Genomic DNA, 15,820 nt, shown 5'->3' on the forward strand with positions numbered 1-15,820 from the left:
CCGTGACAGCCCGCACCTACTAACCAGCCATTGCCCCTCCCCCATCGGCCGCCGGTGGCACGTGAGCGCTGCTCTGACCTGGCGCCGTCAGGGCACGCTGGGGCACAAAGACATAACGTCATCGTGCACGGCGACATGACCGCCGACCCGCCACCCACCGCTTCACACGTGCCCGTATCGACTCGGCATCGCTGCGGCCGAAATCGATCTGGCTCGCCTGGCTGAATCCGTTCGTGGTGCATTCTGCCCCGGTTCGGCGCCTCCAAGTCTGGTCTACAGGGCCTTTGCCGGTACGGGATCCGTCCGCTCTTGTTGTCAGTGCCACCCTCTAGAATTCAGTCCGAGGTTGAGCCGGGCTTCCTGAACACGCCGACAGGAATGTGGCAGGCAGACGTACAAGTAGACACGGACGGGGAGCCGCATGCTGGAAGACCGGTGGACGACGGTCACCGAGTCCGAGTATGAGCACGAGCGCCGCGGCCTTGAGGCGATCCGCAGGCGCCTGCCGGACGAGGAGCCGTGGCGTGCCTGGTCGAACTTCGCGTTCACCGCGAACAGCGGGCACGTCCGTGAGGTCGATCTTCTGGTGGTGGCGCCGGCCGGGGTGTTCCTGGTCGAGCTCAAGGACTGGCACGGCTCCGTCCACGGCGGGGGCAACGACTGGGTGCAGACCACACCCGGTGGGACCAGCCGTCGGCACGGCAATCCGCTGCACCTGTCGAACCGGAAGGCCAAGGAGCTGTCGGGCCTGATCAACGGTGTCTCCGGTCAGCCCGCTAATCGGCCGAAAATTTGGGTGGGCGAGGCGGTCTGCTTCACCGACGACCAGCTTCGTGTGAACCTTCCGGCCGCCGACATGAACGGCGTGTTCACGGTCAAGCAGCTGGTGGAGATGCTGGCCGTACCGCCGGGAGACGCCCGGTACCAGACCACAGCCGAGACGTCCCGCCGTGTCGATGCGGCTCTGAAGAAGCTCCGTATCGCGCCGATCCGCCGCCAGTACGAGGTGGGCTCCTACCTCCTGGAGGCGAAGGCGTTCGATTCCGGGATGACCTGGGCCGACTATCTGGGCCGCCATTCCCAGCTGCACGATCTGGCGCGGGTACGGGTCTTCCTCAGTGAGCGTGGCGCCTCCGACGATGAGCGGCGCTCGGTGGAACGAGCCGCCGCCCGCGAGGCGTCGGTACTCAGCCGGTTTCGTCATCCCGGTGCGGTACAGCTGAAGAACTATCTACCGTCGGGGCATCCCGCCGGGCCCGCGATCCTCTTCGACTACCACCCGGAGACGCTGCGCCTGGACGACTACCTCGTCCAGCGTGGGGAGGGTCTCGACCTGCAGGGGCGCCTCGCGCTGGTGCGGCAGCTTGCCGAGACAGTGCGCTCCGCGCACTCACGGCGGGTCCACCACCGCACGCTGTCGGCGCACGCGGTGCATGTGATTCCGCGCGATCGTGGCCCGCGTGGGCGGGAGCTTGGCGAAGAGCAGCGCTGGCTGCGTCCGTGGACGCAGATCGCGGACTGGCAGATCGCCACTGGGGCAAGTGCCAGCCGCGGTCGGCCGCTGACTCTGGCTCCGACCAACGTGTCGGGGTTCCATGTCGCGGAGCAGGCAGATCCATATCTGGCGCCGGAGCTGAGGATTCCGAAGGCCGATCCGGTGCGCCTCGATGTGTACGGGCTCGGCGTGCTCACGTATCTGCTGGTGACCGGGCAGGCGCCGGGCGCGAGTCAGAGCGAGGTCATGGCGCGTCTGGAGGCAGGCGAGAGTCTACGTCCGAGCGGGCTGGTCGATGGTCTCAATCCGGACATCGACGATCTGGTGGAAACGTCCACCGCGTACGAACCGGGTCGGCGTCTGTCCACGGTCGACGATTTTCTGGAGATGCTGGAGTACGTCGAGCAGGCGTTCGTCGAGGAGGTCCCGGGCGGCAGGGATGCGGCTGCAGGCGCAGGCGGGGACGGCGGCTCAGCCACAAGAGCGGGCGAGAAGCGGTCCGAGCCGGAGAAGGACCCGCTGGAGGCGGTGGCCGGGGATGTGCTGGCCGGGCGCTGGGAGGTCATGCGCCGGCTCGGCACGGGCTCGACCTCACGGGCATTCCTGGTGCGAGATCTGGAGGGCGAGCCGCGGCGGAGCGGCGCCCTGCCGGTGGCTGTGCTGAAGGTCGCTCTGAGCGAGGCCAAGCACGCGGTCCTGGATCGCGAGGCGGAGGTCCTGCGCCGTATCCACCGGGATTCCAGCATCATCTCGCTGTACGAACCGGAGCCGCTGACGCTGGCCGGGCGCCGGGTCCTGGTCCTGGAGTACGTGGGCGACAGCCGGGAGCTGAAGGACCAGGACGGCAGTACGAGCAAGGGGCCGCGCCGCCGTGAGGACACCGTCGCCCGCCAGCTGCGGGACAACGGCCGCCTGGGCATGGACCAGCTGGAGGCGTACGGGAAGTACCTGTTCGGCGCGGTGGAGCACCTGGAGGCGGAGGGAATCTGGCACCGGGACCTGAAGCCGGACAACATCGCGATCCGTATCCGCCCCAACGGCACCCGCCAGCTGGTGCTGATCGACTTCTCGCTCGCCGGATATCCGGCGAAGGAGATCGAGGCCGGCACCGAGGGCTACCTCGACCCGTTCGTCGGGATCATCACGCGCGGCTCGTACGACGGACATGCCGAGCGGTACGCGCTGGCCGTGACGCTGCACGAGATGGCGGCGAATGAACTGCCCCGCTGGGGCGACGGCTCGGTCACGGCCCGGCAGACAGATGCAAAGGAGTGGCCCTACCCGCGGCTCGCGGCCGACGCATTCGAACCGGCCGTCCGGGACGGCCTGGTGGCGTTCTTCCGTAAGGCCCTGGCCCGGGACGTGAAGGATCGCTTCCCGGATCTCAAGCCGATGGAGCGCGCCTGGCAGCGCATCTTCCTTGACGCACAGCAGACGACGGCACCGAGCACCGGTCACGGCGAGAAATCAGGGCGCGGAGCGAAGGGCGGCACGGACGCAGGAGCCGAGTCGGCGGCGCAACCGCGGATCGGGCGGGAGGACGACGACGTCTCCGCCGAGCAGGTCCGCGACCAGCAGGCCGAGCGCGCCGACCGGAAGACGCCGCTGTCGGTGGCCGGTCTGACGGTCGCGGCACAGTCGCAGCTGTTCGCAATGGGGCTGAACACCGTCGGGGACGTCTTGGAGTACTCGGCAAAGAAGTTCCTCACCGCGCCGGGCATGGGCTCGCGCACCCGGGAGGAGATCCAGCGCCGGCAGAAGGAGTGGAACCTCCGGCTCGGCAAGACCGCGCCCCCGCCGCTGAGCGCAGCGGCCCTCAAGGCGGCAAACCAGGAACGCACCGCCCTGGAACGGGCGGCCGCCGACGCAATCGCCGAGGCCGGCGTAGACGTCGCCGTCCCGCAGGCGCTGAGCGGCCTGAGCCTGGACGCGCTCGCCGCGCGTCTGGTGCCGAGGCCGTCCGGCGGCAACGCCCGTTCCAATGCCAAGGAGCGCGAAGCCGTACGGCTGCTCCTGCGCCTGCCCGACGACGAGGGCCGCCTGCCCGACGGTCTCGCGTGGGTGCGTCAGCGGGACGTCGCCGAAGCCGTGGGCCTGACCGTCGGCCGTATCCCGCAGATCGTGAAGAAGGCACGCGAGCGCTGGTACGAGGATGCCGCCCTCGGATTGCTGCGCGAGGAGCTGGTGGAGCTCCTCGCCGAGCGAGGCCGGGTCGCCCCGGTGATCGAACTCGCTGACGCACTGATCGCCCGGCGCGGAACTCAGCATGTGGGACGGCGCGACCGGCGTGCGCTCGCGCTGTCCCTGTTGCGGGCGTTGGTGGAGCGCGAGAGCCGGGCGTTGGTGGAGCGCGAGAGCGGGGACGACGAGTCCCCGCAGCTCTTCCGCTACTTCCACGCTCGGATGCCCAAGGGCGCCGATCCGGTGATCGGCCTGCTCGCCCTGGACGTCCGGGAGGGCGTGGATGGACCGGACACCCCGTCGCTGCCTGCCCTGCAGGAGTACGCGCTGAACCTGGGCGCACGTGCCGACCGGCTCGCAGCGCTCGAGTCCCTTCCGACGGCGAGCACGGTCCTGACCGAGCTGGACGGGGTGCGCCGGCCGCCGGGCAACCTGGGCTGGGATGAGCGGCGCACCGCCGAGATCGCGGTCGCCGCCTCGACGCGGGCTGCGCTCACCCCGCGTCTGGAGATCTACCCGCGCGACCTGGACCTCGTGCGCGCTCTGAGGATCACCCAGGCTGGTGTGGTCGCCGTGCAGCCCGGCGTTGAGGAGGACCGCCTTCCGGGCTTGACGGTGGACGCACTGCACAAGCGGGTTGCGACCCGCTTCCCCGACCTGGGTACGGATCCGCTGGTGCCGCGCGAGCTGCCCACGGGCAGCGCCCTCGTGCGCGCCCTCAAGGAGGCCGGCTTTGAGCTGAAGCTGGCCACGCGCTACGACAAGGTCCTGCGTCTCGTCCCGGACCGCCGGTCCGGGGACGCCACCGCCGGGCTGACCTCGGCCAGTTGGGGCGCCTCGGCCGCGCGTCGCTCGGCCCCGACCCAGTACGACGCGGACGCGGCGGTCGCCGCCGCGGTCAAGGCCGACCAGCGGCTGACGCATTCGGCGCGGCAGGACGGCTTCCGGGTGCTGACCGTGCCCCAGCGGCGCGCCGAGGACGCGGTGCGATGGCTGGCCGGTGAACCGTTCGGTGCGCGGCCGGTGTCGCTGACCGGACTGTTCGTTGACGAACTGCGCGGGGTGGTCAGCGAGGCGGAGCGTCCCACCTGGGAGACCGTCCTCAAGGCAGACGCCGCCGAATCGGGCAGCCGGGCCCATCAACAGCTGCGCATCCGCACCGACAAGGCGTGGGGGCGCATCGAGCCGCGGCTGCGGGAGCGGTTGGCGGAGGGGCCCGGCCCACTGCTCCTCACCGACACCGCGGCGCTGATCCGGTACGACGCGCTGGACCTGCTCGGGCGGCTCGCAGAGGAGGCCCGGCAGGGAGGCAACCCACTGTGGCTGCTCGTCGCCCAGTCCGATCCGGCACGGGCGCCGCGTCTGGCCGGGCAGAGTGTTCCTTACCAGGCGGGGTTCGACGAGTGGATCGTCGTGCCGGATGCCTGGGTCACCCGCAAGCACCTCGTACCTGACGCCCGACCCTCGTTACCTGATCTTCTTCCGCTCTCTCCCACTCTCCACAGGAGCCGTACGTGATCGACCGCAAGAGCCTCCTCGCCGATCTGCAGAAGCAGGTCAAGGCGGCAGAGACTGACCTCGAGCAGCAGGTCAAGGCTGTCCCCGAGGTCGGGACGCGGCTACGCGGCGAGTACGACCAGGCCCGGAAGCTGGGGCGGACGGCGGCGACGTGGAACGCATGGCTGGGCGAACGGATCACACAGGTCGCGGTGGCCTGGGTACTGGGTACGGTGTTCGTCCGCTTCAGCGAGGACAACCGGCTGATCGCCGAGCCGTACATCACGGCGCCGGATGTGGCGGGGCGGGAGACCGCCCAGGCACGGTACGAGGAATATCTGGAGAAGGATTCCGACCCCACGTATCGAGGGTGGCTGGAGACCGCGTTCGCCGAGTTGGGGGCTGGGCAGGCGGGGCGGCTGCTCTTCGATCAGGAGCACAACCCGCTGTACCAGATCCCGCTTTCGCATGACGGGGCTGGTGCGCTGCTCTCCTTCTGGCGGGAGCAGCGTGCCGGCGAGGGAGTGGGCGACGGCGAGCCCGGTGAGGGCGGCGGCCCGGTACTCGTGCACGACTTCAGCGACCCTCTGAGTGAGGACGGCACTGAAGGGTGGGACACCCGGTTCCTCGGTGACCTGTACCAGGACCTGAGCGAGGCGGCCCGCAAGACATACGCGCTGCTGCAGACGCCGGAGTTCGTGGAGGAGTTCATCCTCGACCGGACGATGACGCCTGCGGTACGGGAGTTCGGCTTCGAAGAGCTGAAGATGATTGACCCGACGTGCGGGTCGGGCCACTTCGTGCTGGGAGCTTTCCAGCGGCTCATTCGGTTGTGGGCGGAGAGTCAGCCGGGGGGCAACGCACATGACCGGGTGCGGGCAGCCCTGAACTCGGTCCATGGGGTGGACCTGAACCCGTTCGCGGTGGCAATCGCCCGGTTCCGGCTTCTGGTCGCGGCGATGGCGGCGAGCGGAGTGCGGACGATGCCGGAGGCTGGGAAGTATGAGTGGCCGATCCATCTGGCGGTCGGTGACTCGCTGATGAAACACCGACACCGGCAGGGCAACCTCTTCGACGACTCGCAAGAGGCCGGCGCGGACGAGCTCGCCGACTTCAAGTACGAGACAGAGGACGTGCACGAGTACCCGGACATCCTGCGGCCGGGGCGCTATCACGTAGTGGTGGGGAACCCGCCATACATCCAGGTAACGGACAGAAGCCTCAATGCGGCGTATCGAGATCTCTACGGTAGCTGCTTTGGGCTGTACAGCTTCTCAGTCCCCTTCGCAGAACGATTCTTCGACCTAGCCTACAAGTCAGACGACCAAAAATTTGGGCGCGTTGGCCAAATTACTGCAAGCTCATTCATGAAGCGGAAGTTCGGCAAGCGTCTAATCGAGGAGTTTTTTGCCAACCACGTCGAGCTAACCGAGGTAATCGACACATCAGGCGCCTACATCCCAGGTCACGGCACACCAACAGTAATCCTGGTCGGTCAACCTCGCAGCGGCAAGGAACGTGGCGCAACCATCCGCGCCGTGATGAGTATCCAAGGAGAGCCTTCCACCCCAAAAACACCTGCCGAGGGAGTCGTATGGCAGGCCATCGTGGAGCAAATCGATCTCCCTGGAAGCGAATCTCAATGGGTAAGCACTCAGGAGCTCGAACGCGCCGAACTATCAGCTCACCCATGGAGCCTCTCTGGCGGGGGATCCCCCGAAGTGAAGGAGGCTATCGAATCGGCATCCGAATTGACCCTTCGATCAAGGACCTGGGGCGTCGGATTCGACGGAGATACTCACGCGGATGAAGCCTTCACTCTCCCTACCGGGGGGCCGCTCGGCGCAAAGGCTAGCAAGCTACATGCTCTAGAAAGCCACCGAGGCGATCACGCTCGCGAATGGAACTTCACGGAAAAAGAGTTCCTCGCGATGCCATACGACACGAATCGCGAACTGCTCCCCGCCGCAGAACTCAACCATGAATTCATTCATCACTTTTGGCCTCTGAGGTCATTCTTGTGGCACCGCACAGCGGGGAGCAAAGGAAACTATCTCAAATCAGGGTTCTCCTGGTGGCAGTGGCACCGTCTACCTAAGAATGGCGCAGCTCACCCCTGGGCAATCGCATACTCATTCATTGCTACGCACAACCATTTCGTGCTTGCCCGCGGCGGGAAGGTCTTCAATCGCTCTGCTCCTGTGATCAAGCTCCCTAAAGCGGCGAGCCCAGAAGATCATTTTGGAATTCTGGGTGTCCTCAATAGTTCGACTGCATGTTTTTGGCTCAAGCAGGTCAGCCATAACGCAGGAAGCACTGTTGACTCTCAGGGGGCTCGGCAGAGCACGGTACCTTTCGAGGACTTCTATCAGTTCACCGGCGGGAACGTAGAGCGTTTCCCGCTTCCCGCTTCATATCCCACCGCCCTTGCTTCACTATTGGAATCTCTGTCACAAGAGTTCACCGAAACCGACCCCTCACAGATCGCGGCCTCTGAAACCCCTACTGCTCTCAGGCTTCGCGAAGCGCAAGCCCGCCATATCTCCACCCGCGCCCAAATGATCGCCCTTCAGGAGGAGCTGGACTGGCAGGTTTACTCCCTCTACAACTTGCACGCCGAGGACCTGCACCTGCCCGGCGCCTCCGTCGTACCCGAACTCGCTCTTGGTGAGCGGGCCTTCGAGATTGTGCTCGCGCGGCGGGTCGCCGCTGGTGAGGCCAGTGGCGAATGGTTCACACGGCACGAGTCGACGCCGATCACCGAAATCCCCACCCACTGGTCCGACGACTACCGGGCACTCGTCCAGAAGCGGATCGACGCGATCGAGACGAACCGTGCCATCGGCATGGTCGAGCGCCCCGAGTACAAGCGGCGCTGGGCCACCGAAGGTTGGGACTCGATGCGTCAGAAAGCGCTGAAGTCCTGGCTGCTCGACCGCATCGAGGGCCGTGTGCACTGGTTCGACGTCAACGGCAACCCCACCGTCACCACCCTCGCCCGCCTCGCCGAAAGCCTGTCCGCCGACGAGGACTTCACGTCCGTCGCCGAGCTGTACGCGCCCCGTCAGGACCTCGTGAAGACCGTACGGGAGCTGGTATCCGAGGAGCATGTGCCATTCATCCCGGCCCTTCGCTACAAGCCGGCCGGACTGAAAAAGCGCGCCGACTGGGAGCACGTCTGGGGCCTCCAGCGTGAGGAGGACGCCGCGCCCGACGAGCCCGCCAAGCGCAAGATCCGTGAGCGGATTCCCGTACCGCCGAAGTACACCTCCGCGGACTTCCTGAAGCCGAGCTATTGGCGTGCGCGCGGCAAGCTCGACGTGCCCAAGGAGCGGTTCGTGTCGTACGGCACGGTCAACGCGCAGTCGCCGGAGCTTTACGGGTGGGCCGGCTGGGATCACCTGGAGCAGGCGCTCGCCCTCGCCTCGTACATCCAGCAGGCCGGGCTCGGCGAGGACGAACTCGTGCCGTATCTGGCCGGGTTGCTGGAGCTGCAGCCTTGGCTGGAGCAGTGGTACGGCGAGTACGACCCGGAGTTCGGGGCGTCGCCGGCCGCCGAGATCCTGGCGTTCCGGCAGTCGAAGCAAGGTGAGCTCGGGCTGACGGACGACGCACTGCGGGCCTGGCGCCCGGCGGCTGCCACCCGCGGACGCGGCGCCAAGAAGGCCGCCGCCCCGAAGAAGCGCACCGGCGCGAAGGCCGCCGCCCAAACGTCCGTCACGGCCGGCACCACCGACGCAACCACCGATGCCGCCACCGGCACTGAGTCCCACTGAGCAGGGCGAGGAGCAAACACACCATGGCGTTCATGAGCAAGAACACCCCGCGCCCCGAAGACCGGCCGCTGCTGCGCGAGTTGATCGACATCCCGGAGTCGGTGTCCACCTCCGACTTCGTACTGAAGCTGAACGAGGCGGTCACTCCCGAGGGCGCTGAGGCGGCGCTGAAAGACTACGTCGTCACCGACCGCCTCCTCGGAAACTTCGACGAGGCCCTAGACCTGATCAAGTCGGCACTGGACAGCCACTCGTCCAAGGCCGCCTACCTGCACGGTTCGTTCGGTTCCGGTAAGTCGCACTTCATGGCGGTGCTATACGCGCTGCTCTCGCGGAATCAGGCCGCTCGAGCCCGCGCGGATCTCGACCCCGTACGCACGCGGCACTCCTGGCTGGACTCCGACGACCGCAAGTTCCTGCTGGTGCCCTACCACATGCTTGGCTCCAAGTCCCTGGAACAGCGCGTGCTCGGCAAGTATGTGGAGCATGTACGCAAACTGCACCCCGGCTGCCCGTTGCCCCAGGTCTACTTGACCGACGGGCTGTTCGAGGACTTCGCCGAGCAGCGCCGACGAAACGGCGACGAGCGGGTGATCGAACAGCTCGCCGACGCCGGAGGCGGCCAGGAGGACGAGTGGGGTGACTCTTTCGCCTGGACGACCGAGCTGCTCGACCAGGCGGTTGCCGCGCAGGAGGAGCACGACAACACCAAGAGTCTCGACCTGGAGAACCCCTCCACGCCACAGGAGTTGAGGGCCCGCCTTGTGCAGGACCTCACCCAGACCCTGTTCCCCTCCTTCGCGCGGAACGCCTCCGAGGACGCCGACGGGTTCGTCTCCCTGGACAAGGGGCTCGGCATCATCGCCGCACACGCCAAGGAGCTCAACTACGACGGGCTCGTCCTGTTCATGGACGAGTTGATCCTGTGGCTGGCCTCCCGTATCCACGACCAGAAGTTCGTCTCCCGCGAAGCCGACAAGATCACGAACTTTGTGGAGGGCGCAGACGAACGGCGCGCCATCCCGGTCGTGTCGTTCATCGCCCGCCAGCGCGATCTGCGCGAGCTGGTCGGCGAGGAGATGTCGGGGGCCGCCGAGGCTGCCGTACAGGACACCTTGAAGTTCAGTGGCGGGCGCTTCGACAAGGTGGTGCTCGAGGACCGGAACCTTCCGCAGATCGCCCAGGCCCGACTGCTGAAGCCCGCCACCGACGAGGCCGAGGCAAAGGTGGAGGCCGCATTCGCCGAGGCCAAGAAGCTCGGCTCCGACGTGTGGGACACCCTGCTCGGTCACGACAAGTCGACCACGGGGGCGGATGAGACCGCGTTCCGGCGGACGTATCCGTTCCCGCCGACGTTCATGGACACCCTGGTGCACATCTCCGCCGCGCTGCAGCGCTCCCGTACCGGCCTGAAGTTGATGAGCCAGCTGCTCGTCGACCACCGCGACGACTGGCGGCTCGGGCAGCTCGTGCCGCTCGGTGATCTGTACCCGGCGATCGCAGGGGGCGGCGACAAGGCGTTCAGCGGGGAGACCAGTGTCCACTTCGAGGCCGCCGACAAGCTGTACCGGGACAAGCTGCGCCCGTATCTGCTGAAGGCCAACCAGGTCACCGAGGACCAGGTCGAGGCGTACCGCCGTCATCCCGAGGCCCTCAACGATCCCCAACTCACTGCTCGCTGCCGTGACTTCACCGGTGACAGTCGGCTGCTGCAGACCCTGCTGCTGTCCGCGCTGGCGCCGAGTGTGCCCGCTCTCGCGGATCTCACCCTCGCGCGGCTACACGCCCTCAACCACGGTTCCATCACCACCCGTATCGCAGGCACTGAGGTCGGCCGCCTTGAGCACAAGGTCAAGGAATGGGCGGTGAACTTCCCGGAGATAAAGGTCACCGGTACCGGGCCGGGCGCAGTGGTACGCCTGGAGCTCACCGGCGTCGACCTCGACGCCGTCCTCGCCAACGCCCAGGTCCACAACAACCAGGGCAACCGGCGGACCAAGATGCGTGCCCTGCTCAAGGATGCGCTCGGCGTCAGCGATGGCCCCGGCGGCTTCGACGCGTACGACGTGCTCGGACTGGTGTGGAAGGGGACCGAGCGGCAGGTCGAGGTGGTCTTCGGGAACGTCGCCGATCCCGACTCCCTGCCCGAGACCACTCTGCGCCCCAGCCAGGACGACGCTTGGCGCCTCGTCGTCGACTTCCCGTACGACGAGGGCGAGTTCGGCCCGATGGATGACTTGCAGCGGCTGCGCGCCCTGCGGGAGAAGCCTGGCGGTGACTCGCGGACCCTTGCCTGGCTTCCCACCCATCTGACGGATGCCTCCCGTGCCGACTTCGAGCGTCTCGTCGTCATCGACAAGGCCCTCGCGGACGAAGCCCGCTTCGACGCCGAGTACGCGCGGAGCCTGAACGCGGACGACAAGGAGCGTGCCAAGGGCATGCTCCAGTCGCAACTCGTCGTCCTCACTGAGCGGGTCAACCTGTCCCTGCGGCAGGCGTACGGGCTTGCGCAGAAGCAGGAAGGGGTGGTCGACCTCAGCTTCGAGAACCATCTGGTCGCCCAGCAGGATGCAGCCGATCTGCGGCTCCCGCTCGGCGCGCCGCTGGAGTCCGCTGCCCGCGATCTGGTGGGCAAGCTCCTTGCGCAGCAGTACCCCGCTCATCCTGATCTGGACCCCGAGGGCTCGGGCAGGCCCGTGAAGCCTGCCGAGATCAGGAGCGTCTTCGAGTACGTCCGTAAGGCCGCCGAGGACCGTGACGGACAGGTCGAGGTCGAAGCCAAGGACCGCAAGGTCATGGCGCGGATCGCGGGCGGGCTCGGGCTCGGCGCCATGCGGGAGGCGTACTACCGGCAGTCCACCGCCTGGCCGGACCACTTCAACGCCCAGGCCCGCCGGGACGGCGTCGCCGAGCCGACCCTGGTCAAGCTGTGCGACTGGAGTGAGCTGCCCGATCGGCGTGGGCTGCCGGAGCCGTTGCAGCGGTTGGTTGCCGCCGCGTATGCGGAGATGACCGACCGGGTGTGGGTGCGCGGCGGGGTGCCCATCGAACCCGCGCCCGCACCGCACGAGTTGAAGCGGGACTACGCGCTGCGCGAGCAGCAGCTGCCCAGCGAGAGCGACTGGGACGAAGCGCGCAAGCGCTTCGAGCCGATGCTCGGGAAGGGGGCACCGCAGTTGCGGCGCGGGCGGATCGTCAACCAGTTCGCCGGACAGATCAGGCAGGCTGCCGCCGCGCTCGCGCAGGACACCGGACGGCTCGTCGGGGAGCTGGAGAAGCACCGCGACTTCCTCCAGCTCAGCGACGACTCGCCCCGGCTCGTTCTCGCCCGACGGGCGCAGGAGTTGGTCAAGGAGGTGACCGAGGCCGGGATCGATGCCAAGTCCGTGGTGGACCGGCTCGCCCGCTTCGACCTCGGCGACTTCACCCCACATCGCTTCGGCATGTCGCTGATGAGTTCCGGGAAGGTCGCCGGCGCGCTGCAGAACACCGTCTGGGACCAGCTGAGCCTGGCCGACACCCTCGGCGTGGACGGCGCGGCGGTCCTGGAGCGGGTGCGGGACGCCGCTGCCGGCGACCCCGGTGACTACCCCGACCTGCCCGGAGTATTGACCGCCGCCGGCCGGGAGGTGCTGTCCCTGCTGAGGTCCCGGCGGACCGCGGCCGAGCAGCCCCAGCCGCCCGCCGAACTGCCGCCCAGCTCCGAGAGCGTGGATCTGAACACTGGTTCAGCCCACCCGCAGGTACTGCCGGAGCCAGGGCCGGGGCCAGGGCCTCAGACTCCGTCGCGGTCCGCGGCCCGCTCCGGCGGCGGGCGTACCACCGCCTCCCGAGCCGCCGCCGAACTGCAGGCGGAGATCGCGGCGCTCGCAGCTGAGAACCCGAACGCAACCGTCGAGGTCGTCTGGAAGGTCGTCGATTGATGCCCGACACGGTCACCACAGTCCCTGCGGCCGTCGGCCCCGCCCGACTGTCCGCAGGAACCGTCCGTCAGTACGTCGCCGCTCGCAGCCGGCTCGGCGATGGCACGCCCCGCGTACTGCTGCTGCGGGCCGCTCCGTCTTGGGATGCGCCCGTGGTGCAGCGGACGGCGGGCGGGCTGCAGGTGCGGGTGGCCGTGGCTCCCTCGGTGCTCGCCGTGCACGAGCAGATCCTGGGTCACCTCGACGCGGCGGAGCCCGTCGATCCCAAGGTCCTGGTTGTCCTCACCGATCGAGAGGACACCGACCTCGACCCCGGGCTGCTCGCCCGCGTCTACGGCGGCAGGATCCGATCCGTCGACAACTGGGAGGTCGTACAGGAAGCGTTCGACGCGCGCGGCCTCGACGGGCGGCTGCGCGGCGAGAAGTGGGCGGCCGAAGCACTCCTCGACGCCGCGGCGACCCGGGGATGGCCCTCACTCGGCAGGGGCCTGCTCTCCCGCGACGAGGCCCTCACCCGGCTGGCCCGGCGGCGCCTGCGGCTCGGCCGCCACGACACGAACCCACTCGGACGGCCAGCCGCTCACGACGACGGAGACCGCATCGATCCCGTCGCACTGTTCCAGTGGACCCTCACCCCCGGCGGCCCAGACCTCCTGCGTGACCTGCGCGGCCCGGAACGGGCCGGTCTGGCCCGCTTCCTGTCCGAGCCCGAACAAGGCGGCTCCACCGGCCGGATCGTCACCGCTCTGGTGGACGCCGAGCACGGGGCGGACGCGGCGGCGTATGCGGTGGTGTGCGCAGCGCTGTGGGGGCATGCAGAAGCCGACCACGACCTGTACCGGGCGCGCGGGCGTGCCGAGCGGTGGCTCGGCGAAGCGCCGCCCGCCCAAGGTGACGAACTCGACAGGCTCCTGACCTCCTTCGGGCAGAACGGCGAGACGTACGTCCGCAGCCTGGTCGACCGGGGAGAACACCGGCTCGCCGACCCCGTCCTGACGCGGGCCGCACAGCTCGTCACGCAGTTCGGGGCGCAGGCTGCCGCTTCGGCCAGCCCTCTGCTCGAATCCGGACTCGACGCACGTTTCACGGCCGCGGGCCGCGCACTCTCCGACGGAGACGCGGAGAAGGTCACAGCCGCCGTCACCGCACTGGTCGAGCACGCACTGGCCGCGGACGGCACCAACCAGGCCCGTATCGAGCGGGTACGGATGGCAGCACGGCTGCGGCGCTGGCTCACGACCCAGCCCGGATCCGAGATCGCCTCGGTGGCCGACGGCACCGCCCGTCAGATCCACGAACTCGGCTGGGTGGACCGAGCTTTGGAACACCTGGAAGCGGGCGGCGACGCGGACGCCGCACTCTCCGATGCGTACAGCCGGATCGGCAACCAGGTCCGCGAGCGGCGCAGGGAGCTGGACCAGGCATTCTCCGAGCGGCTTGCGGTGTGGACCGCGGACGGCACCGGTCCCCGCTCCATGCTCACCGTGGAGAGCTTCCTCAACCGCGTCGTCACGCCTGTCGTCCAGAGTCCTGGCCGACGGGTTCTGCTGCTCCTCATCGACGGCATGAGTGCCGCGATCGCCGCCGAGCTCGGCGAAGAACTACGGGGCCAGTGGGCCGAGTTCGACCCCCTCACCGACGCGACCGGTCTGCCGGTCCGACGGGCGGTGGCTGCCGCACTGCCCACCCTGACCACCATCTCTCGCACCTCTCTGTTCGCGGGCACCCTGATGAAGGGCGACCAGAACGACGAGAAGCGGCTCTTCCCTCTCCATCCCTGCTGGAACGGGGCCCCGGCTGCCGTATTTCACAAGGACGACCTGCGCGGGCCCGACACCGGCTCGCCCTTCTCCACCGCTCTCACCGAGGCGCTGGCCGACGAACGCACCCACGTCGCGGTCGTCCTCAACACCGTGGACGACCGACTCGGCAAGGAGCAGAAGCTTGGCGACGGCGCATGGGCCGCGAAGGAGATCGGCGGCCTGGAACCGCTGCTGCGCGCCGCCCGAGCGAACGACATGACCGTGCTCATCACCTCCGACCACGGCCATGTCGTGGAGCGGCGCAGTAGCAAGCTCGATGTGGTCGGCGGCACCGTCGGCTCGGCACGCCATCGCACCCCCGGCGGACCCGTAGCACCGGCCGAGGTAGAGCTGGCCGGGCCCCGGGTCATCTGGCCGGAACCGGGGGCGCGGATCGTCGCGCTGCGCGACCACGACGCCCGGTACACCGCGCTGAAGGCGGGCTATCACGGCGGTGCGACACTCGCCGAGTTCACCATCCCGCTGCTCGCCCTGCTGCCGTTCGGCGCCGAGCCGCCCGCAGGTTGGCGCGAGCTGGGCGACCCGGCACCCATGTGGTGGGAGGGCGCCGAGGCCGCAGTCGAAGTAGAGGAAGAAGCGGCTCCCACCCACGACGCTGCCCCAGTGCACCCGCAGCGTAAGCAGTCCAAGAAGTCCGCCCCGCCCGTGCCCGAGGGCGTCATCGGCCTCTTCGGCGAAGAGGAGGTGGCGCCCCCGACACCGCAGGCAACTGCCGAACCTGCACAGCAGGCCGTTGCCGAGCCTTCGAAGACGGAGGTCGCCCCCTCCCCTGCCCCGGCAGCTGACCCAGTCACCACACTCGTGGAGCGACTCATGGCCACCGAGCTGTACCGGACGCAGCTGGACCTGCTCGCCCGTCAGCCACGCGACAAGACGGTTCTCCCGAAGGCGCTGACTGCGCTCGTCGAAGCAGGCACATTGTCGATGACCGCCCTCGCCGAGCGCGCCGGCCAGCCGGCCACCCGCGCCCCTGGCTTCGCTGCGACGCTCGCCCAGATCCTCAACTACGACGGCGCCCAGATCCTGGAGATCCTCCCCGACAACCGCACCCTGCGCCTACACCGGGCCCAGCTGATCGAGCAGTTCGGTCTGTGAACACATGCCACCGACCCCATCGGCCTTCGA

4 protein-coding genes are annotated in these 15,820 nt (G+C 68.3%); all 4 read left to right on the top strand.

The window, feature by feature from the left end; translation table 11 throughout:
• The first annotated feature begins 421 nt into the window (after positions 1 to 421).
• From pglW to pglZ, 4 genes are read left to right on the top strand one after another with little or no spacing between them, the layout of a single operon-like run.
• Positions 422 to 5,194 (top strand): BREX system serine/threonine kinase PglW, encoded by a 4,773-nt coding sequence (gene pglW, locus ACWDZ7_RS36885; protein WP_451803114.1) that lies wholly within the window; start codon positions 422 to 424, stop codon positions 5,192 to 5,194.
• Positions 5,191 to 8,949: a BREX-2 system adenine-specific DNA-methyltransferase PglX gene (gene pglX, locus ACWDZ7_RS36890; protein ID WP_451803115.1), complete on the top strand. Its 3,759-nt coding sequence runs from the start codon at positions 5,191 to 5,193 to the stop codon at positions 8,947 to 8,949. Before pglW ends, pglX begins: the two co-directional genes overlap by 4 nt.
• Before the next feature lie 23 nt (positions 8,950 to 8,972).
• Positions 8,973 to 12,872, top strand: coding sequence for a BREX-2 system ATPase PglY (pglY, locus tag ACWDZ7_RS36895; protein ID WP_451803116.1), 3,900 nt, complete (start codon positions 8,973 to 8,975; stop codon positions 12,870 to 12,872).
• Positions 12,872 to 15,790 carry a BREX-2 system phosphatase PglZ gene (pglZ, locus tag ACWDZ7_RS36900; RefSeq protein WP_451803117.1) on the top strand — a complete coding sequence of 973 codons (2,919 nt, stop codon included), beginning with the start codon at positions 12,872 to 12,874 and terminating at the stop codon, positions 15,788 to 15,790. Before pglY ends, pglZ begins: the two co-directional genes overlap by 1 nt.
• Positions 15,791 to 15,820 lie beyond the last annotated feature (30 nt).

The organism is Streptomyces sp. NPDC003032 (assembly GCF_053591415.1).